We start from the raw sequence: 19,956 nt of genomic DNA on the forward strand, positions 1-19,956 counted from the left end.
GCTGCCTCTAATTTAAATTCAGCACTAAATAATCGTCTTGTTCGTTTTGTCATGATGTCACCTATCCATGTTAAGAGGTGATGATATCACCTCTGAGTAGGTGGCCAAATTTAATGTACCACTACAATGCCTGTTCTTATTTATGAGGATAACGATAGTATTATCTGATGATTTTCTTAGGGATAAATGTATTTATAGTAATGAATATAGAATAAAACTATTTAAGATAATCGAACAAAACGTTACCGTATGAAAGCGTAAAGTCGACGATTTGATGCTTACCCCCAACGACTTTTTTGATAGGTAGTTGAGCAACTGGCGCTAAGGCATGTTCGAATAACTGAAGCGCTGCTGGGCCTGTCCACACGCCTTTAACGTTTACATCTGCCATGTAATATTCAATTAATTGGCAAACGTCAGTGCCTTTTCCTGTCACACTGGGGATTACCTTTAAAATATAATTAGGTGTGGTTTCGAGTGCTGATTTTGTTGCAGCAGTATCACCTTCGTAATATTTATAGCCCATTGTGCCAATAGCGACGTCGGTTTGATTGTATTTTAATCGCCCAGTGAGGGTGTCAACATCGACATCGAGTGAGGGAAAACCGTATTTTTTAGGAAAGCCCCAAATTTCTCTGCCGGCTACAATAGAGGCGACATCATCAACAAACATCAGGTGACTATAAAGTCCTTTCCTACCATTGTACTCAACTTCAATCACTTGACCTGATTCTTTAAAGCTTCCGAACCCAGCTGAATCTGGCATTTTCATAAATTCAAAATGCACCACATTACTGATCACTTTTAAGGGCTCTGGTACCACTTCTTTTAATAATTCGATGTCAGTTTCATAAGAGATGATCAGATACTCTCTATTTTTAAATTTATAATCGATGAGAGGTGCCGAAGGGGTTGTGATCGGCATAGAAAAAGCATTATTTTTTATTTGTTCTATTTTCATAATTTATCTCTATCTGTTTTTAAAGAAGATCTTCATCTAGTGTATAAATATGGATATCGTTGTCATTTTCATCGATTAACCATTGTTTATGATCTTTTTGATAAAGTGCGAGAGTGTCTTTGTAACCATTATCTCGATGGCGATAATAATTTTCTTTGCTGAAGTTATAGTCTTTACTTTCAAGTTCAGCCTGTTGAGACTTATAAATTAAATGAACAATCTCGAGGCTATTGGTATGACTTAATTTTAATATTTCTTGAACTTTTGGATCTTTCTTATCTTCTTCCGATAAAAATTGCGTTAAGTAAGTAATGGCAGAACACAGATTTTTAGAGGTTGAATAAAGATAAGATGCTCTTCGAGTTCTTGAAGAAAATTGAATATCTTTCACTCTTTCAGCTAATGCATTCATGTTAGTTGGTAATTCACCTTTGGCTGAAAACAAGTCGACCATGAAGCACAGCTTATTTCGACGACCATTAGGGTTATTTAATATTCTTTCTAATATCGACATAATGGGTGTATTTGAATATAACCCACCATCGATATAATATTTTCCATCAATTTCAACAGGTGGAAAACCCGGTGGCATCGCACCACTTGCCATAATATGTTCAGCTGTGATGGTTTCATGAAAACTATCGAATGTTTTAAAATCACCACTTTCAAGATCGACCGCACAGAGACTTAATCTAATTTGCTTTTGATTTAAATAATCAAAATCGATCAGTTCATTGAGTGTTTCTTTTAACGGTGAGGTGTCATAGTAACTTAACTCTGATGTTTTATACGTTTCAAATTCGCTGGGCCATAATTTAGGTTTAAAAAATCCGGGTTGACCTTGCCATATTGCTTGTTGCGCATCTGCCCAGTTTTTCATTTTATTATCGACGTTAAAAAAGAGATTTGAAAAAGAAATAGAAGAGGTCACTCTTTCCCAAAATATCTGAAGGTTTTTCAATCTATTTTCTGGTTTATTACCCGCAATAATGGCGGCATTAATCGCGCCAATAGAAATACCGATAATAGAATCTGGGTCAAAACCTTTTTCATTTAACGCTTGAAATGCCCCTAATTGGTAAGAGCCTAACGCTCCGCCACCTTGGAAGACATAAACAATCTTTTTATTGGTTTTTTTCTGCATGGGTAATGCCTTATAGAAAATGGCTAAATACGTGTTACTGACTTTGAACCGTCAAATTAAAATTCAAAGTCAGAGGGGGATTAAACAGTGAATAGTGTTATTGCATAAACCAGCCATGGCTAACGACAAGAGACTGCCCTGTTAAGGCATTAGTTTCCCAGCTAGCAAAAACAACAGCGGCTTGCGCGATGTCTTTCATTGTTGAAAATTGGCCATCAACCGTATCTTTTAACATCACATTTTTAATTACTTCATCTTCAGTGATGCCTAATTCTTTTGCTTGCTCTGGAATTTGTTTTTCGACTAAGGGGGTTTTAACGTAACCAGGGCAAATAACATTTGCTCTCACGTTATATTCAGCGCCTTCTTTGGCAACAACTTCACATAAGCCAATCAAACCATGCTTGGCTGTAACGTAAGGGGCTTTTAATTTGGAGGCTTCTTTACTATGAACTGAGCCCATATAAATAATTGAGCCTGATTTTTGTTTGTACATGTGTTTTAAACACGCTTTGGTTGTTAAGAAGGCACCATCTAAGTGTACTGAGAGTAAATCTTTCCATTGTTGATAAGTTAATTCTTCAACAGACGCGATATGTTGATATCCCGCATTAGCAACTAAAATATCGATTCGACCAAAGTTATCAATAACCGTTTGAATATCATTATTGACTTGTTCTTCATTAGTCACGTTCATTGAAATAGCGAGCGCTTCTGAACCGTTATTTTTGATTTCAGCGACCGTTTTTTCAGCAGCATCAATATTGAGATCAGCAACAATAACTTTAGCGCCTTCTTTAGCATATTCAAAAGCAATAGCGCGACCAATTCCACTTGCTGCACCTGTAATAATAGCGACTTTATTTTCTAATTTCATATATAACCCCTTTTATATTGTGTAATTTTTAAGCGGTGTTATATTTAATATACATAAGAAACAGAATTAAAAAGCGATCAAAAAAGTAATGTAAACTTTCAATTAATTAAAAGTGTAATAATTATTTTGTTTTTATTTTGTTTTTAATTTGTTCAACATCGATTAAGTATTAATGCGTCAGTATTAAGTGATGCCTAAATTTCAATATAAAGAAAAGTTTTTATAATAAATAACAGTGGTTGATGAAGTGGTTATTATTTTAAAGGGGTTGATTTAAGAATATAAAATATGGACTACCGTTTATTCATTTAATTATTGCTAGTTTCTTGTGATAGATTCGTTACGAAGTAAAATTTATCTCACCCGTTGTTTATCCTTCTAAAAAATGAATACGTAAATGAGATTGAACCATTTAATTTCTTAGTCGTTAGAGGGTTAACCATGTTAAAAACAGTACTTATTTCAGCATCAATTCTAGTAGGAAGTTTAGTCAGTGTTAATGCTCAAGCTGGGCATCATGGAGAGAAAGAGGATATTGTTGATATTGCCGTTGGAAATGGATCATTCAACACGCTTGTTACTGCCGTAAAAGCCGCAGGTCTGGTTGATACACTCAAGGGAACGGGGCCATTTACCGTATTAGCGCCAACAGATGAAGCATTCAGTAAACTTCCTGCCGGTACTGTTGAAACATTGTTAAAACCTGAGAATAAACAAAAGTTGATTGATATCCTCACTTACCACGTTATATCTGGAAAAGTTATGGCAGATGATGTGGTTAAATTAAATGATGCGACAACACTTGAAGGTCAGAAAGTTAATATTACTGTCGATAACGGCAACGTAATGATTAATGATGCAAAGGTTATTAACACCGATGTGAAAGCCAGTAATGGTGTAATTCACGTAATTGATAGCGTATTAATACCATCAAGTAACTAGATAACATATTTTAAATAATATCACTTTATTGATTCCCCCTTGATAAATGTGTTTAGCCTTAATATAAAAATGGATAGGAGCTAATGCTGCTATCCATTTTGTTATTTGATAAATAAAGTGTTTTTCTTGCAATAAATGAACTTACATTATTATCTTTTTAGAACGAATGTTACTTAGAGTAAAAGGAACATTCGAGCGCAGAATATAATTAAGACACCGCCCCGATATAACAGCTCGATAGACACTCACCGCAGCCATTACAATCATCATTTAAGATTGGCGTGCTGTTAGCGATAAGGCTGAGTGCTTGTTTGGGGCAATCATCAACACACTCTTGGCAATTATCAAAAATCTTAGCGTTACAGCTTTTACTAAAAGTTGGACGCCAGCCTGTATCTGTGGTGTTAAGGGTATTCAGTGCTTGAGTATCACAAGCATGAATACAGGCTTGGCAAAAGGTGCAATGGTTAAAACTCAGATCCATTACAGGCCCACTTGTTCCCATTGCCAAGATATTCTGTGGGCAAGCCGCGACACACTTTTCGCAGTTATTACATAAACGAGAAAATAGGCTTTCTTCGACAGCACCGAGTGGCCTTCCTGTATTAATACTGTCAGCTTTTAGGGTATCGGCAGATTGCGATACACCGCGCGACAGCGCACGAAATAAACCACGGCGACTGTGGTTTATTTCATGTTCGTTAGGCATCGATTCGGTGCTATCGGTTTTCATTATTCGCTCTCTTGCCAGTAGTTACGGTGTGATGCGATTTGTAACTGTTTCTCTTCACAATAGATGCTTAACCATGCCTGTGTATAAGCGGCCAATTGTTGGTAAAAAGCGGTTTCAGCATGTTGCTGCATGCTTTCAAGCATGAAAGGCGCAAAAGGCATTAAGTGCTCACTGAGCAACTGATTTGCTGCTGCTTGATTATCTTGCTCAAGTAATAACGACACCAGCATTAGCATTAAACCGATGTGATCTTCAGGTTCGCGCATACCCGTATCGCAGGCTAAACCTTGTTGGCGAGTAAACTCACGGTATGCCAATGTTGATGAGCCAAATAAGGCATTTTCTTTATCTAAATACGCCGATCCCCATGGTGGACATGGCATATCACCACTGCCTTGCAGTAATTGAAAGTGATCAGCTTCGAGATTTTCCGTGTTAACAACACGGGCAAGCTCTGCAATATTTTTTAATAAATCATCATCTTGATCTGTGAAGGCTTGCAAGATGGCTGTGCCATTGTTTGATGTTGGTGAGTAGAACAAAAGACCACCAAGAAGGCGAAAAAGTGTAGCTTCGTAATGCATAGAGAATACTTGATAAATTTTTGGCGGAGCATACCGAGTTCATAAGCGGAAAAAATTGCGCTTGGTCAAAAAAACAAAACAAGCAATTGCATTTAATTATGTTATTAAATGTTTGTTAAATATTGGTGAAAATTTCATGTTGTATAAATTTGTGACTAACTTCTCAGTTGTGATTTAACAATTATGGAATTTCATATTGCAAATACGATTTGTTGATTTAGCGCAATAATTCTCTCTGTAATTTCAGTGTAAAAGAACGCCCAGAAAAAGACCGCGAGAGTCTTTTCGCATTTTTTATGAGTAGTTGTCCTATGAAAAACACACTGAAAGCAATGATTTCCGGTGGCCTATCAAGACGTGATTTTATGAAAACGTCGAGTGCTGTCGGTGGATTGGCTGCGACTGCCAGCGCCATGACCCTGCCATTTAAATCAAGCCCTGTTGCTGCCGCGACAGAGCAAGCGGTGAATGAAAAAATCGTCTGGAGTGCGTGCACCGTTAACTGTGGTAGCCGTTGTCCATTACGTATGCATGTGGTTGATGGTGAAATCAAATGGGTTGAAACCGATAACACAGGTGATGATGAATACGGTAATCACCAAGTGCGTGCGTGTTTACGTGGCCGTTCAATGCGTCGCCGTGTTTACAACCCTGATCGTTTGAAGTACCCAATGAAACGTGTCGGAAATCGTGGTGAAGGTAAATTCAAACGTATTTCATGGGATGAGGCGTATGATGAAATCGCTAACAATATGAAGCGAATCATCAAAGATCACGGTAACGAAGCGATCTATCTGAACTATGGTACAGGTACGCTTGGCGGCACCGTTACTAAATCATGGCCGCCAGCAGGCTCGCTTGTGGCACGTATGATGAACCTATGTGGTGGTTACTTAAATCATTACGGCGACTACTCAACAGCACAAATCAAAGAAGGCCTTAACTACACCTATGGTGGCTGGGGGGCGGGTAATTCGTTCTCTGATCTTGAAAACACCAAGTTAATTGTACAGTTTGGTAATAACCCAGCTGAAACCCGTATGTCAGGCGGCGGTTTGATCCATCACTTAATGGAATCAAAAGAGCGTTCAAAAGCGCGCATGATCATGGTTGATCCTCGTTATACCGACACTGCGGGTGGTCGTGAAGATGAGTGGATCCCAATTCGTCCTGGTACAGACGCAGCATTTGTTGCGGCAATGGCGTATGTGATGATCAAAGAAGATTTGGTCGATCAGCCATTCTTGGATAAATACTGTGTCGGTTACGATGAGAAAACTTTACCAGCATCAGCGCCCGCGAAGAGTGACTACAAGTCTTACATCTTAGGTGAAGGCGAAGACGGTATTGTGAAAACCCCTGAGTGGGCAGCAAAAATTACCGGCATTCCGGTTGATACCATTATTAAAACTGCCCGTGAAATTGGCTCAACCAAACCTTGTGCGGTATTACAAGGCTGGGGCTTACAGCGTACTGCGAACGGTGAAATTGCCTGTCGTGCGATCGCAATGTTAGCACTGCTTACAGGTAACGTGGGTATTAACGGTGGTGGTACAGGGGCGCGTGAATCTGACTACAATATTCCGTTTGTCCGTTTCCCAACCTTAACGAACCCGATTGAAGCGTCGATCCCTATGTTCCTATGGACAGATGCGATTGTGCGCGGCACTGAAATGACCGATCTACGTGATGGTGTCCGTGGCGTTAAACAGCTCAAATCACCAATTAAAATGATTTGGAACTACGCGGGTAACTGTTTGATCAATCAGCATTCTGATATCAACAAAACCCACGAGATCTTACAAGATGACAAAGCCTGTGAGCTGATTGTGGTGATTGATAACCACATGACGTCATCGGCAAAATATGCCGATATCGTCCTGCCTGATCTTACAACCTCAGAGCAATCTGATTTCTGTATGGATACTAAAGCAGCCAACATGCCGTATTTCATTTTTGCCGATAAAGCGATTGAACCGCAGTTTGAAGCCAAAGGTATTTACGAAATGTGTTCTGAAATTTCAAAACGCATGGGCGTGGGTGAGCAGTTTACTGAAGGTCGTGATCAAGAAGGGTGGCTACGTCACTTGTATGCGTTAACTCGTGAGCAAGATCCATCACTGCCTGATTTTGAAACTATGCGTAAGCTAGGTATCTACAAGCGTCGCGATCCAAACGGCCACTTTGTTGCTTACAAAGACTTCCGTGAAGATCCAGAGAAAAACCCGTTAACCACACCATCGGGCAAGATTGAGATCTACTCTGAGCGTTTAGCACACCTAGCGGCAACATGGGAACTTCAAGAAGACGAAGTGATCCATCCACTGCCTATCTATGTGTCAACGTTTGATGGTTGGGATTCAAAACAGCGTGAGCAATTCCCACTGCAGTTAACTGGTTTCCACTACAAAGCCCGTTGTCACTCAACCTATGGCAATGTCGATGTGATCAAAGAAGCGGCACGTCAAGAAATGTGGATTAACCCGATTGATGCCCAGCAACGTGGTATCGAAAACGGCGATTTGATCCGTATTTTCAACGATCGCGGTGAAACTCAAATTCCAGCCAAAGTCACCCCACGTATTCTGCCGGGTGTGGTTGCTCTGGGTGAAGGTGCTTGGTATGCCCCTGATAAACGTAAAGTCGATAAAGGTGGCTGTATCAACGTATTAACCTCTCAGCGTCCGAGTCCGCTGGCGAAAGGTAACCCACAGCACACTAACTTAGTGGAAGTTCAACTGGTGAAAAAGGCATAAGGTTAAAGCATGAAACAATACGGCTTTTATATTGATTCAAGTAAGTGCACCGGTTGTAAAACGTGTCAGCTTGCTTGTAAAGACAACAAAGATTTAGATGTTGGGGTTAACTTCCGTCGTGTATACGAATATGCGGGTGGTAACTGGGTAGAAGATAACGGGACTTGGCGTCAAGACGTGTTTTCTTACTATGTATCGATGGCGTGTAATCACTGTACTAAACCTGCTTGTACCAAAGTTTGTCCAAGCGGCGCGATGCACAAGCGTAAAGAAGACGGCTTTGTGGTTGTCGATACTGAAAAATGTATCGGTTGTCAGTACTGTGGCATGGCATGTCCTTACGGCGCACCACAATACAATGCTGAAAAAGGTCACATGACCAAGTGTGATGGTTGTTATGAACGAGTTGGTCAAGGGCTACAGCCTATTTGTGTTGATTCTTGTCCGCTACGTGCGTTGGAGTTTGGCCCTATTGCAGAGCTACGTGCCAAATACGGCAGTCATGCAGAAGTGGCACCGCTACCAAAAGCATCATTAACGCAACCAAACATCATCATTAAACCGAACCGCCATGCGCGTCCTTGTGGAGACACCACAGGTCACTTGGCTAACCCGAAGGAAGTGTAATATGGCATGGCATGAATGGCCGCTTATCGTCTTTACGGTATTGGCACAAACATCGGTAGGTGCATTTTTAGTGTTAGCTACCATGATGTTAACAAAGCAACTGTCACTCGCTGCAGAAAAGCGTCTTCATAAAGCGATGTTCGGTTTATGGGCGATAATGGGATTGGGTTTCCTTGCATCGATTATGCACCTTGGTAGCCCACTGCGCGCAATGAATGCGTTGAATATGCTGGGTAGCTCTTGGTTATCAAATGAAATTGCAACGGGGAGTGCGTTCTTCGCTTTAGGTGGCATGTTCTGGTTATTGTCGGTATTAAACGTTGGCAGTGTAGCAATCCGCAAAGCCCTAATGATCGGTGCGATGTTGGTGGGCGTTGCCTTTATGTATGCGATGACCATGGTATACATGATTGATACTGTGCCTACGTGGTACACACCGTTAACGCCAGCAGCATTTGTGATCACTATGCTGATCAGTGGTACAGCATTGGCACAACTCCTGTTATCAGTGGCAAAACATGACAGCACAGTAGCGAACAAGCTGCTACCTGTTATGGGGTTGGTGGGGATGTTCGCGGTAGTGATGGTTGTGATGTTGCTTTCATCGCACCTAGCGAGTATTGAAACCAGTGTGACGACGGCATTAGCGGTAGTGCCACAGCACACAAGCTTGCAGATAGCCCGTATTGTCTTAATCGTCGCTGCAATGGTGCTGTGGTTATTACCTGTGGTTCAGCGTAAAAATGTAACAGTACTACCGATGGCTATGGCATTTACCATGATTGTGGTAGCAGAGCTAATCGGTCGTGGCTTCTTCTATGGCATGCACTTAAGCGCTGGTATGTAATACGCTGCCATATAAGCGAAATATTGATGAAAAATAAAATGGATAGGGGCGTGAGTTCCTATCCATTTTTTATTTTGGATGATAGGAAAAGAGTATCACGCAGCTATGAGCTATGAGCTATGGCTTATTGCTGTCAATTAATTCATCGTTCTTATAACGTAATCGACCAATTTGCTCACCTTGCTTGTTGTATATTTTTACCACCCCATTTTTTTTGCCATCAACATAATATTCTTCAACCTTTAATTGCCCATTTCTAAAGTAGCTTTTTGCTACGCCATTGAGCTTACCTCTACGGTAATTTTCTTCAAACTCTAGCGTACCGTCATCATAGTAGCCTTTTAAACTTCCCCGAGGTTTGCCATTAACATAGTTCTCTTCAAGTTTGATCCCACCATGTTGGTAGTAAGCTTTTAACAGCCCATGCGTTTGCCCATTAAGATAGTTTTCTTCGTATTTGAGTGCGCCACTTTTATAATAAATTTTGCTGGGGCCATGTGGGTAGCCGTTACGAAAATAGCCAACAAGCTGAAGTGCTCCATTGTCGTAATAGCTCTTTACCATGCCTTCGGGTTTGCCATTTTTAAAATAGCCCTCAGTTCTTAACACGCCATTTTTGTAAAAGCCTTTTCGTAGCCCTTCGAGCTTACCGTTCACATAGTTATCTAGACTTCTTAGTTCACCTGTGGGGTAGTATGTTTTGTGAATAGCAGCGGATGATAACGGCGAGAAAAGTAGCATGAATAAGGCGATCAGCGTTGTTATTTTCATGGTGCTACTCCACGTTGAACTTTGAGTTATAACGTGAGTATATGCATAGCATTTAATCTTGAGCGGTAAATAAGTGAGAGAGAAGAAAGAAATGCTTGATCTAAATAAAAAAGCGTTGAGGTTGGTGCGGTACGCTAATGCTGTTGTTAATATTCCGAGAACGACCACAATAAGAAGAGGGAAGTATTTAACGTGTTGATGAATAAAAACCGTAACGTTATGAGAGGCTATCCATGACGATACAGTTTTTATGATATAGGCGGTCGTTTTATCTCAGTACCGGCTATGTTAGCCCAAACAAATTGTCAGTTTGGTCATGTTACTGGCATTGCTATATATCGCGGTATCAGACTGATCACTATTGTTATGGCATTCAAGTCTGAATCCATCTCTGATCGTTGGGTTCTCATTAATGAAAGTATTGAAAGCTTCGATGCTTGATGTTGAGCTAATGACCGAATCAATTTCTCGATGGTTTGCTCCCTGCTGAATTATACCTGTTATCTTAAATTCACGAATTTCCATTGCTAAACCTTTACAGACTTTAAAACTCATTATTATTTTAACTCATTATATATTATGGACTGGTGATAAATATATAAAGAAATGATGAAAGCGATCTGGATCTACTAATAGATATATCTGACAACAGATAAGACAAAAATAACTCATTATTTTGTTTTAGCGAGTATATGTTTCATTCGGCTAATAATAAGTGAACAATATATAGCCGTATTTTTATTGGTTTCATAGCGTTTTATTGCTACTTCTTGGTTTTTCGTGGTGTTTTTTAAAGTATAAAACGTAAATTTACGTATTTTAAATCGCATTCATGCGATTTTTCTTAATAAAACCATATTATACTCTCGTAACAAATTTGAGCTTTGTCACAAAAAATAAAACTAAATTTAATCTTATTTTTAATTAAACTTAAAAATTAAATATATGTTTAATAATTGTCATTTTTATAATTATTTAAATAAATGGTTTTATATTTTTTATTTGTGGCTTTATTGATATGGAAAATATAAGGTTGCGATGTTTTTACAAAATAATAATTGTAAAATAAAAGCTAATTCAATAATAAATAAAAAGACGTTTATATTGAAGACTCATATATCGCATTAGTTATTGGACGTTTAATTTCTAGCAATGTTGCCCATGAGCAAAACCTGGTGTGCCAACTATCGAGTGGGGTGAGTATAAATATATGCTGCCTGAAATTTTCGCACTTATGCTCGCTCTTATAATGACAGTGAGCAGCGCTTTTTTGCTTGTGAACTAAGTTTTCAATAGGTTAAGTGTGAATCTTGTGACTCTTTTTTAAATAAAAATAACGCCAGAATGAAAACTTATTCGCATTAGTTAATCTAATGTTTACTTGGTGTTTTTCTCGTTTTTAAATTAAGTCTGCCTGATTATAATTCCTCACATAGCAGCAAGGTTGAAGCTTATAAAACCTGACTTTGTATGCTGTTTTAACTTTATTAATACTTGATTTTCAGAGGAATTAACCATGTCTACAATCATGAATAAAATTATCAAATTATACGTACCTGTTTTCTCACCAATGTACAAAAGCAACAACATGGTGAAATAATTTGATAGGACTAGTAGTAAATAACAATACTTAAAGGGCTTTGAAGATGAATTCAAAGCCCTTTTTATATTCATTATTGTTTCAATGCGTTGGCGATGTCACGCCAGTCTGCCATTTTGAAGTTTTGATTTTGATCGTCATACGAGGCATCAACGTTATAGCCATCTTGAACAAGGAATAATCCTTGCGGGAAACGATCACTAATCGTGGCAGAAACAGCATGAATACCATCGGTTTCACTGGCACCATCTAAGCCATTATCATCATCGGCGGTGAGCGCAAAGCTGCCTTTATAGCGGTAGTTATTATCCAGATCGTAAACAGCATAAGTGTGGTTACCTTGGCTTGATACAATCAGTTCATTCACCGTACCGTCGTTGTAAATTGTTAGCCCTTCTGCGTCGGCAACAATTTGTTTGCCATCTATTTCAATATAGCGTTACTGAGTCTGATTGTGTTTAATATTACGAACGGCACGATTAAGAGCCATCAGCAAGTTAATTGGTTAGATGTTGTAGGGGAAGGCTCATCGGCAATCATGGTATTGGTGTGGCTGGTGGTGATCCTGTCCACCCGTGCACCGGGGAAAATTACCAACTATTTTGCGATGGGGTTTACCTGTATTTTTTTAGCGTTAACCCAAGATGTTATTGATGAGTTTATTCGTTTAAAAAACTACACCATGATTGGAAATACCATGGAGTACATGATCCTTGGGCTGGCCATTGTGACTTATGCCTTTTGTTTGTGGCGTAAAGAGCTTGCAGTAGTAAAAAATTATGTGATGCAACGCCAACAGTTAAATGCGCGAACGCCGCTCCATTCTGAAAATTATCGCCTCCCAGAGTTGAGTTATTTACACCGTGCACTGACAGCGCAATACGCAGAGTCGAGCAAACAAAATGATTGTTATTTGATTGCGATTAACTTACAAAACAGTTACCAACTTTTACCTCAACTTTCACCTCAAGAAGCAGAAAGACTCAGAGTCTCGATCTCTGAATTGTTGTTAATTGCATCTCGCCATAAAGATTTAGTGTGCCAAGTTGCGGGGCATCACTACCTTATGTTACTGGACGGGTTAAGCAAGAAAGATGCAGTAATATATGCTCGCTATGTTGAACAGTTACTCAGCACTTACCAATTTTATTTAGATTCTAGTATTCGCATAGATATGCAATGGCAAATAGGTATTGTTGAAGTCAAACCGTCCACTTACTCATTACCGTCATTATACAAACAGATAGATGAAGCGATAAACCTTTCACGCGAGCCCCACGTTTATAAAGGTAGCGCATGAAAGGGCATTTCGCAGTGACGGCACCATGGTTGGAATGCCACGATAAAACCATTCCTGCAAGGCAACACATTGCGTTATTACTGGATTTACTCAGTAGCCGTGGTGTAAATATGCACTACGTATTACGGCATACAGGGATTTTTTATGATGATTTAATTACGCAAGATTTACAGGTAAGTCCCGTACAATTCTCTCGTTTAATTAGAAATGTAGCGAAGTTAGAGCAGTTTCCAGAATTGAGCTTTCTGTTTGGGCAGCAATTGATCCCGAGTGTATTTCCGACGACTAGCCATATATTGATCCATGCCCCGACCGTCAACACCTTGATGAATAATATAGCGCTTTACTCTGAGAGCTACTTCCCTTTATCTAAACTCACCACACAATTTGATGATTCGGGCGTTTATGTTTTCGTCGAAGATCCTTATGGGATTGAGGCTTCATTGAGTTCCCGAGATCGTATTGCTTATTTTCGTTGGTTAACAGAGTATGTCTTTACTTCGGTTATATCGTTAGTTAATTGGCGAGCTGATACCCAATTACCTTGGTCTGTTATGGTGGATTGGTTATGCCCACCATGGCAAGAGCATTATCAGATGTATTGGGAGAAGGTCAATTTCAATCAGCCGATGATTGCCTTGCATTTACCCAAGCAGTATCTGGATGTCACTTTGAAAGATAGCTCTTCAACCTTGTATAAAGTGGCACGAAAGATAACACCCATTCCAAGTTGTGGTTTATTGAGCCATATTCGAAATGTGTTTCGCCAAAACCTTGTTCAAGTCCCGTCGTTAAATGCGTTATCTGAAATGATGTTAATGAGCCCTGCCACGCTAAAACGTCGATTAAAAGCACATCATCATACTTACCGTTCATTATTGGGCGAGGTTAACCAGCAGCATGCTTTATATTTACAACAGATAAAACAATGGGATGATCACCAAATTGCGCAAGAGATGCAATTTTTTGATGTCAGTAATTATCGCCGTGCAATTCGCCGTTGGAAAACAAATTAATCACGTCAATTATTCTATAATGTCTAGTAATATAGAGTAAGGTGTACTAATTTCACGACCACGTAAAATTAGCACTTATTAATAACCAGCAATATCGATAATTAAGATTTCACTGATAATAAGAATAATAACGTTAAACAATGAGAGTTAACGTTTTTAATTAAATATCTTTATGATATTTAATTAAAAAATAAAAGAGGGGAAGGTTGGTTGTTATTTAATGCTATTATATTTAATGGTAGTTAATCGTTATTAATTAACTAATATTGCTTCTTTTATAAATATTCGAACTATTAAAAACAAAGAAATGTTATAACATAACAATTCTGAGTGTTTACCTCAGGATTATTCATGTCGTGATTAGGAATAGATCAATGAAAAAGAAGTCTTCATTTATAGTATTGATGACAACGCTGTGCGTCTTGTTATCAGTATCAAAAGCAATGGCTGCAGAAGCGCCAATTGATGTAACGGTAAGTATTGCCCCACAAAAGTATTTTGTGAAAGAAATTGGCGGGAATAATGTTAATGTCAATGTAATGGTACCAGCAGGCGCTGAGCCAGATGATTACGAGCCAACACCAAACCAAGTTGTGTTACTTAACAAGAGTAAACTTTACTTTTCTATCGGTGTGCCATTTGAAAAAAGCTGGTTAAACAAATTTAAAAGCTCAGCAAAAGATCTAACGATTGTTGATACCCAGCAAGGTATTGAGCGTATGCCAATGGATTATAACGACGATGGTGAGCGTATTCCTGAGGCATCAGGCATTAAAGACCCACATATTTGGTTATCACCAGCCCTTGTGCGTATTCAAGCCATGAACATTCGTGATGCATTAATTAACATTGATCCTCAGCACCAGCAAGAATATCGCGAAAATTATCTGAAATTCTCTAAAAAGATCAATCAAATTGATGATGCTTTAATTACGATTATGGCGAAGATCCCTGCAGCACATAATCAATTTATGACGTATCACCCAGCGTGGGGTTACTTCGCGACAGATTACGGCTTACGTCAACTGCCTATTCAAAATGAAGGTAAAGAAGCCAGTGCGCAACGTCTAAAATCACTGATTGATACAGCAAAGAAACAGCACATTAAAGTTATCTTTATTGAGCCGCAGTTTTCAAAAGAACAAGCAAAAGTTATTGCGAATGCAATTGGCGGCAAAGTGGTGGCAATTAACCCACTTGCAGAAGATTGGGGTAATAACTTGCTAACGGTTGCGAACGCGTTTGAATCTAACGTGAATCATTAAGAGCGAAAAAATGAAAAAGATTGTGGATGTACAGAATGTCAGTTTTGCTTATAAGAACCATCAAGCATTAATTGACATAAACTTCGAGCTTTACGAAGGTCAACGTTGTGCATTACTTGGACCCAATGGCGGTGGTAAAACGACATTAGTCAAACTACTACTGGGCATATTATCGGGTTATCAGGGCAATCTCGCACTGTTTGGTGACCGTCCCGGTCGCCATCCAGCGCTTATTGGGTATGTTCCTCAACAATATAAATTGAATCCAATATTACCCGTCACAGTAAAAGACGTAGTATTAATGGGGGCCAATGCAGAGCAGCTAAAAGATAAGGCATCGCTGCCAGCCTTATTAACCCAAGCTTTACAACAAATGCATATCGAGCATATAGAAAATACGCTGTTTAAAGATCTTTCCGGCGGGCAGCGTCAACGTGTATTAGTGGCTAGGGCGTTGATTGCCCAACCTAAGTTATTAATCCTTGATGAGCCAACCAGTAATGTCGATCCAAGCATGACGGCACAATTTTTTGCCTTGATATCAGCGCTGCCCAAAGATGTTGCAGTATTAGTGGTAAGCCATGATATGGGGATTTTAGAGTATCAGATTGATGTGATTTTAGGGCTAAACCAAACCATGAAAGTGCAGCAGAGTAAGGCATTAACGTCTGATATGTTGCAACACTTATACGGCGTGAACAGCCATTTTCTTCAAGATCTTGTTCAGCCAACTACAACCAATCACAAAACAAGTCCTGCTTTAGTATGATCGAGCTCTTACAATATAACTTTATTCAACATGCATTAATTGCAGCAGTGCTGGTTAGCATTGTTGCCGGCATTATTGGCGTATTAGTCGTGACCAATCGATTAGTATTTCTCTCTGGTGGTATTGTTCACACAGCATACGGCGGTGTGGGGTTAGCTTTCTATGCAGGCACTGCGGTAATGCCAACAACCTTGGTATTTACTTCGATTAATGCCTTGTTATTAGGGGTGCTAAGTCAGCGTAAACTAGAGCAGTTAGATATTTTTATCGGTCTGATTTGGTCGCTAGGCATGGCAATCGGCATCATCTTAATGGCGTTAACGCCGGGATATGGGGCAGATTTAAGCAGTTACCTGTTTGGTAGTATTCTCACTGTTCCAGTCTCGACGTTATATCTGATGGGGGGCAGTGTACTCATCATTGGTGCTTACACGATTTATAACTATCGTTCGCTAGTCTTAATGTCTTTTGATGCTGATTTTGCGCAGAGTAAAGGCGTTAAAGTAAAACGCATGTACTTATCATTATTAGTGCTGGTGGCAATTGCCAGCGTTATCTTAGTGAAAGTGGTGGGTATTGTATTGGTGATGGCGCTGCTAACCATGCCAGCGTACATGGCGGCGCAATATACAAAATCGATGTTATCCATGATGTGCCACAGTATTTTATGGTGCCTTGGCTTTACGTTAACGGGGTTGATTTTCTCTTACCAGATGAATCTACCGTCAGGGGCCACCATTGTTGTTACCGCGTCTATTTGTTTAGCGTTGCAACTGGGGCTTAAAGAAATCCTGAAATTCTTCAAAAAAGGCGCTGTTCAAGCCGCGTAATGGTACAGCAAGTAGAAGCGCCCCTTCTACTTGCTACCTACTTCTATACCCTCGTTATCCTCTTCCTGTTTTTCCCATGTCACCCACGCTTTTTACATTTATGATTGGTAGATTTCTGTGTAATTGCACAGTAAATGTTACAAAGTGTAACGAGTAAATATTCGCAGTGAGCATTAAGTTATTGTTTTTAATTTCTTTAGGTTATTAGTTATCTGCTGATTTGAGCTTCTTCGCGTCAAAAAAGTATCGTTGGTAATCAAAAAAAATATTTTTCTGAAAGCAGGTCTAAATTTTGAACGCTGTTCTATATTGGTGTCGCCAAAAAAATAACGATAGCTATGTCACAAATTTGAACCAATCAAAGACCGATCCTGCGTGCCGTAATAATGTTCTGTTACATCTCACCACTGTGGATTCTCACAAGCTCCGTTATGCTCCTCGCATCTTAGGCACTTTTATTAAAGATACATGCCTATCCAATGTCGTTTTAAGAGTAATAACATGAAAAAAACATCTCTATTTGCATTGAGTGCAGTGGCACTGTCTTGCGCAATTAGCTTTACCGCTCACGCGGGTGACAAAATGGTTAACCCTGAAGGCGGGGTTGTTGTGGGTTACTGGCATAACTGGGCTGACGGCCAAGGTTATAAAATGGGTAATGCACCTGCGATGTCACTAAAAGACATTAACCCAATGTATAACGTGGTTGATGTTTCTTTCATGAAAGTTTACGACGTGGCTGAAGGCCGTATTCCTACGTTTCATTTAGATGCGGAAACGGGTTTAACCGAGCAGCAATTCATCGACCAAATTAAAGCGCTTAACGATCAAGGTCGCTCTGTACTTATCGCACTAGGTGGCGCTGATGCGCACGTTGAAATGAAAACTGGCGATGAGCAAGCATTCGCTGATGAAATCATTCGTCTAACAGATTTATACGGTTTCGATGGTCTAGATATCGACCTTGAGCAAGCAGCGATTGATGCGGCGGATAACCAAACCGTTATTCCAGCGGCACTGCGTATGGTTAAAGATCACTACCGTGCACAAGGTAAAAACTTCCTTATCACCATGGCGCCAGAATTCCCGTACCTAACAGAATCGGGCAAATACATTCCTTACATCACAGGTCTTGAAGGTTACTACGACTGGATCAACCCACAGTTTTACAACCAAGGTGGTGACGGCGTTTACATTGAAGGCATTGGTTGGATTGCCCAAAATAATGATGCGCTAAAAGAAGAGTTCATCTACTACATGGCTGATTCATTGATCAACGGTACTCGTGGTTTCACTAAGATCCCACACGATAAACTTGTATTTGGTATTCCAACCAACATCGATGCCGCAGCAACAGGTTACGTACAAGACCCACAAGATTTGTTTGATGCATTCAAACGCCTTGAAGCACAATCTCAGCCACTACGTGGTGTAATGACATGGTCTATCAACTGGGATATCGGCACGAATAAAGCAGGTCAAGCGTACAACAGCAGCTTTATTAACACTTACGGCCCGTTCATTCACAGCCAAGTGCCACCGGTTGTTCAACCGGGTAAACCTGTGATCATGGGTTTAACGGATGCTCGCGTTCAGCACCGCACAAACTTTGATGCAATGGCTGGCGTAACAGCAACAGACAAAGAAGACGGCACCCTAACATCAGCAATTAACGTATCTGGCTCGGTAGATACACAACGTGTAGGCGAGTATGTACTAACTTACTCAGTATCAGATTCAGACAACAATGAAACCGTATCACCACGTAAAGTAACCGTATTTAGCGCATTACCAACCTTCGCTGGTGTGGCAAATGCAGTTGTGAAAATCGGTGAAAACTTCGATGTCATGGCTGGCGTATCAGCATCGGATGCAGAAGATGGCGATCTAACAGCAAACATCACAGTATCTGGCACTGTAAACACTGCGGTTGCGGGTCAATACGAACTTGTTTACTCAATCACAGACAGCGCAAACCAGACGGTAACTGTAAAGCGTACCGTGATAGTTAACGATGGCTCTATCGTGTGTACTAATCCGTGGAAATCAGATGTTGTTTACGTTGAAGATGATGTAGTAAGCCATAACGGTAAAGATTGGTTAGCGGGTTGGTATACGAAAGGTGAAGAACCAGGCACAACGGGTGAGTGGGGTGTTTGGCGTGAAGCAGGCGATAGCGACTGTGGCGGCGTTGTACCACCACAACCAGAAGCAGATTTCACCGCATCTCTATCGGGCGTAAACAGCAGCTACAAGATCACAAACGGCACAGCGACACTGAACCTGAATTACACCGCGAATAAAGCAAGTTCTGTACAGATTGATGTGATTGACGCAATGGGTTACCCAGTTAACGGCGGTCACTTCACGGCTGATTTTGCCGCTAACAGCGCGATTAAACTGGTACTTAATAACGTAGTGGAAGGTAAACACTCACTACGCATGATTGCCCAATCAAAAGGTGAGCAAGTAGAATCTCGTCACCAGTTTGTATTAGAAGATCAAGGTACGGTTGAGCCACCAGTGACCGACGTTCCTGCTTATGAAGCGGGTAAAGCGTACCAAGCGGGCGACCAAGTATTAGGTACAGACGGTAACGTATACCAATGTAAACCATGGCCTTACACGGGCTGGTGTGCAAACGCTTCATACGCACCGGGTTCAAGCCTATACTGGGCTGACGCATGGGATAAGCTATAAGCTTACCAATAGCTAAATAACAAAAAGCCAGCATGTTAAGTGCTGGCTTTTTGTTTTAGAGAGTGCATTTAACAATGTTTATGCGTACTCGCTGACTTAACTCATTATTGTCGAGTAGACGACACTTGTTACCAAGTGCCGTCCCTCTAAGAACCGTACGTGCAACTTTCACTGCATACGGCTCAAGCCTCCACTAAGGCACCGATTGGCACCCAGCAACTTACAAAGCAGCGA

At 40.2% G+C, this 19,956-nt stretch carries 18 protein-coding genes; 10 read left to right on the forward strand and 8 right to left on the reverse strand.

Translation table 11 applies throughout. The annotated features are described in order from the left end of the window. Positions 1-217 precede the first annotated feature (217 nt). The 3 genes from C9J38_RS21000 to C9J38_RS21010 all read right to left on the reverse strand — a co-directional run bounded on the left by C9J38_RS21000 (position 218) and on the right by C9J38_RS21010 (position 2,982). Complete coding sequence (locus tag C9J38_RS21000; protein WP_107208748.1) at positions 218-961, reverse strand: acetoacetate decarboxylase; 744 nt, start codon at positions 959-961, stop codon at positions 218-220. 19 nt (positions 962-980) lie between these two features. After that, on the reverse strand, positions 981-2,105 hold the full coding sequence (locus C9J38_RS21005) for a patatin-like phospholipase family protein (RefSeq protein WP_107208749.1): 1,125 nt from the start codon (positions 2,103-2,105) through the stop codon (positions 981-983). Between the two features lie 97 nt (positions 2,106-2,202). Then, a complete protein-coding gene (locus tag C9J38_RS21010) occupies positions 2,203-2,982 on the reverse strand; it encodes a 3-hydroxybutyrate dehydrogenase (protein WP_107208750.1) in 780 nt (259 codons plus the stop codon). Between the two features lie 441 nt (positions 2,983-3,423). Here C9J38_RS21010 and C9J38_RS21015 point away from each other — a divergent pair, with 441 nt between their 5' ends. Next, on the forward strand, positions 3,424-3,924 hold the full coding sequence (locus tag C9J38_RS21015; protein ID WP_107208751.1) for a fasciclin domain-containing protein: 501 nt from the start codon (positions 3,424-3,426) through the stop codon (positions 3,922-3,924). A gap of 208 nt (positions 3,925-4,132) precedes the next feature. Here C9J38_RS21015 and C9J38_RS21020 read toward each other — a convergent pair whose 3' ends face one another. Then, positions 4,133-4,657: a 4Fe-4S dicluster domain-containing protein gene (locus C9J38_RS21020; protein ID WP_107208752.1), complete on the reverse strand. Its 525-nt coding sequence runs from the start codon at positions 4,655-4,657 to the stop codon at positions 4,133-4,135. Continuing rightward, entirely contained in the window at positions 4,657-5,241 is a 585-nt protein-coding gene (locus tag C9J38_RS21025) for a molecular chaperone TorD family protein (protein WP_107208753.1), read from the reverse strand. The genes C9J38_RS21020 and C9J38_RS21025 overlap by 1 nt, the downstream gene beginning before the upstream one ends. Positions 5,242-5,552: 311 nt before the next feature. Here C9J38_RS21025 and C9J38_RS21030 point away from each other — a divergent pair, with 311 nt between their 5' ends. From C9J38_RS21030 to C9J38_RS21040, 3 genes are read left to right on the forward strand one after another with little or no spacing between them, the layout of a single operon-like run. After that, on the forward strand, positions 5,553-7,997 hold the full coding sequence (locus C9J38_RS21030; protein ID WP_107208754.1) for a DmsA/YnfE/YnfF family dimethyl sulfoxide reductase: 2,445 nt from the start codon (positions 5,553-5,555) through the stop codon (positions 7,995-7,997). Positions 7,998-8,006: 9 nt separating this feature from the next. Beyond that, positions 8,007-8,624, forward strand: a complete 618-nt coding sequence (locus C9J38_RS21035) for a DMSO/selenate family reductase complex B subunit (protein WP_107208755.1) — start codon at positions 8,007-8,009, stop codon at positions 8,622-8,624. Between the two features lies 1 nt (position 8,625). After that, positions 8,626-9,471, forward strand: coding sequence for a DmsC/YnfH family molybdoenzyme membrane anchor subunit (locus C9J38_RS21040; protein WP_107208756.1), 846 nt, complete (start codon positions 8,626-8,628; stop codon positions 9,469-9,471). A 117-nt stretch (positions 9,472-9,588) separates the two neighbouring features. Here C9J38_RS21040 and C9J38_RS21045 read toward each other — a convergent pair whose 3' ends face one another. From C9J38_RS21045 to C9J38_RS21060, 3 genes are all read right to left on the reverse strand, one after another. After that, complete coding sequence (locus tag C9J38_RS21045; protein ID WP_107208757.1) at positions 9,589-10,242, reverse strand: toxin-antitoxin system YwqK family antitoxin; 654 nt, start codon at positions 10,240-10,242, stop codon at positions 9,589-9,591. 288 nt (positions 10,243-10,530) lie between these two features. After that, positions 10,531-10,797, reverse strand: coding sequence for a hypothetical protein (locus C9J38_RS21050; RefSeq protein ID WP_233218543.1), 267 nt, complete (start codon positions 10,795-10,797; stop codon positions 10,531-10,533). A 1,118-nt stretch (positions 10,798-11,915) separates the two neighbouring features. Then, entirely contained in the window at positions 11,916-12,275 is a 360-nt protein-coding gene (locus tag C9J38_RS21060; protein WP_369919108.1) for a phytase, read from the reverse strand. A gap of 21 nt (positions 12,276-12,296) precedes the next feature. Between C9J38_RS21060 and C9J38_RS21065 the strand changes: the two genes are divergently transcribed. The 6 genes from C9J38_RS21065 (at position 12,297) to C9J38_RS21090 (ending at position 19,722) form a co-directional block, all read left to right on the forward strand. Beyond that, on the forward strand, positions 12,297-13,142 hold the full coding sequence (locus tag C9J38_RS21065; protein WP_107208759.1) for a diguanylate cyclase domain-containing protein: 846 nt from the start codon (positions 12,297-12,299) through the stop codon (positions 13,140-13,142). Continuing rightward, a complete protein-coding gene (locus C9J38_RS21070; RefSeq protein WP_107208760.1) occupies positions 13,139-14,158 on the forward strand; it encodes an AraC family transcriptional regulator ligand-binding domain-containing protein in 1,020 nt (339 codons plus the stop codon). The genes C9J38_RS21065 and C9J38_RS21070 overlap by 4 nt, the downstream gene beginning before the upstream one ends. 374 nt (positions 14,159-14,532) lie before the next feature. After that, complete coding sequence (locus C9J38_RS21075) at positions 14,533-15,423, forward strand: metal ABC transporter solute-binding protein, Zn/Mn family (RefSeq protein ID WP_107208761.1); 891 nt, start codon at positions 14,533-14,535, stop codon at positions 15,421-15,423. Between the two features lie 10 nt (positions 15,424-15,433). After that, positions 15,434-16,192 (forward strand): metal ABC transporter ATP-binding protein, encoded by a 759-nt coding sequence (locus tag C9J38_RS21080; RefSeq protein ID WP_107208762.1) that lies wholly within the window; start codon positions 15,434-15,436, stop codon positions 16,190-16,192. After that, on the forward strand, positions 16,189-17,022 hold the full coding sequence (locus tag C9J38_RS21085) for a metal ABC transporter permease (protein WP_107208763.1): 834 nt from the start codon (positions 16,189-16,191) through the stop codon (positions 17,020-17,022). Before C9J38_RS21080 ends, C9J38_RS21085 begins: the two co-directional genes overlap by 4 nt. A 501-nt stretch (positions 17,023-17,523) precedes the next feature. Next, a complete protein-coding gene (locus tag C9J38_RS21090) occupies positions 17,524-19,722 on the forward strand; it encodes an immunoglobulin-like domain-containing protein (RefSeq protein ID WP_107208764.1) in 2,199 nt (732 codons plus the stop codon). Positions 19,723-19,956 lie beyond the last annotated feature (234 nt).

The organism is Photobacterium sp. GB-210 (assembly GCF_003026075.1).
Lineage (GTDB): Bacteria > Pseudomonadota > Gammaproteobacteria > Enterobacterales > Vibrionaceae > Photobacterium.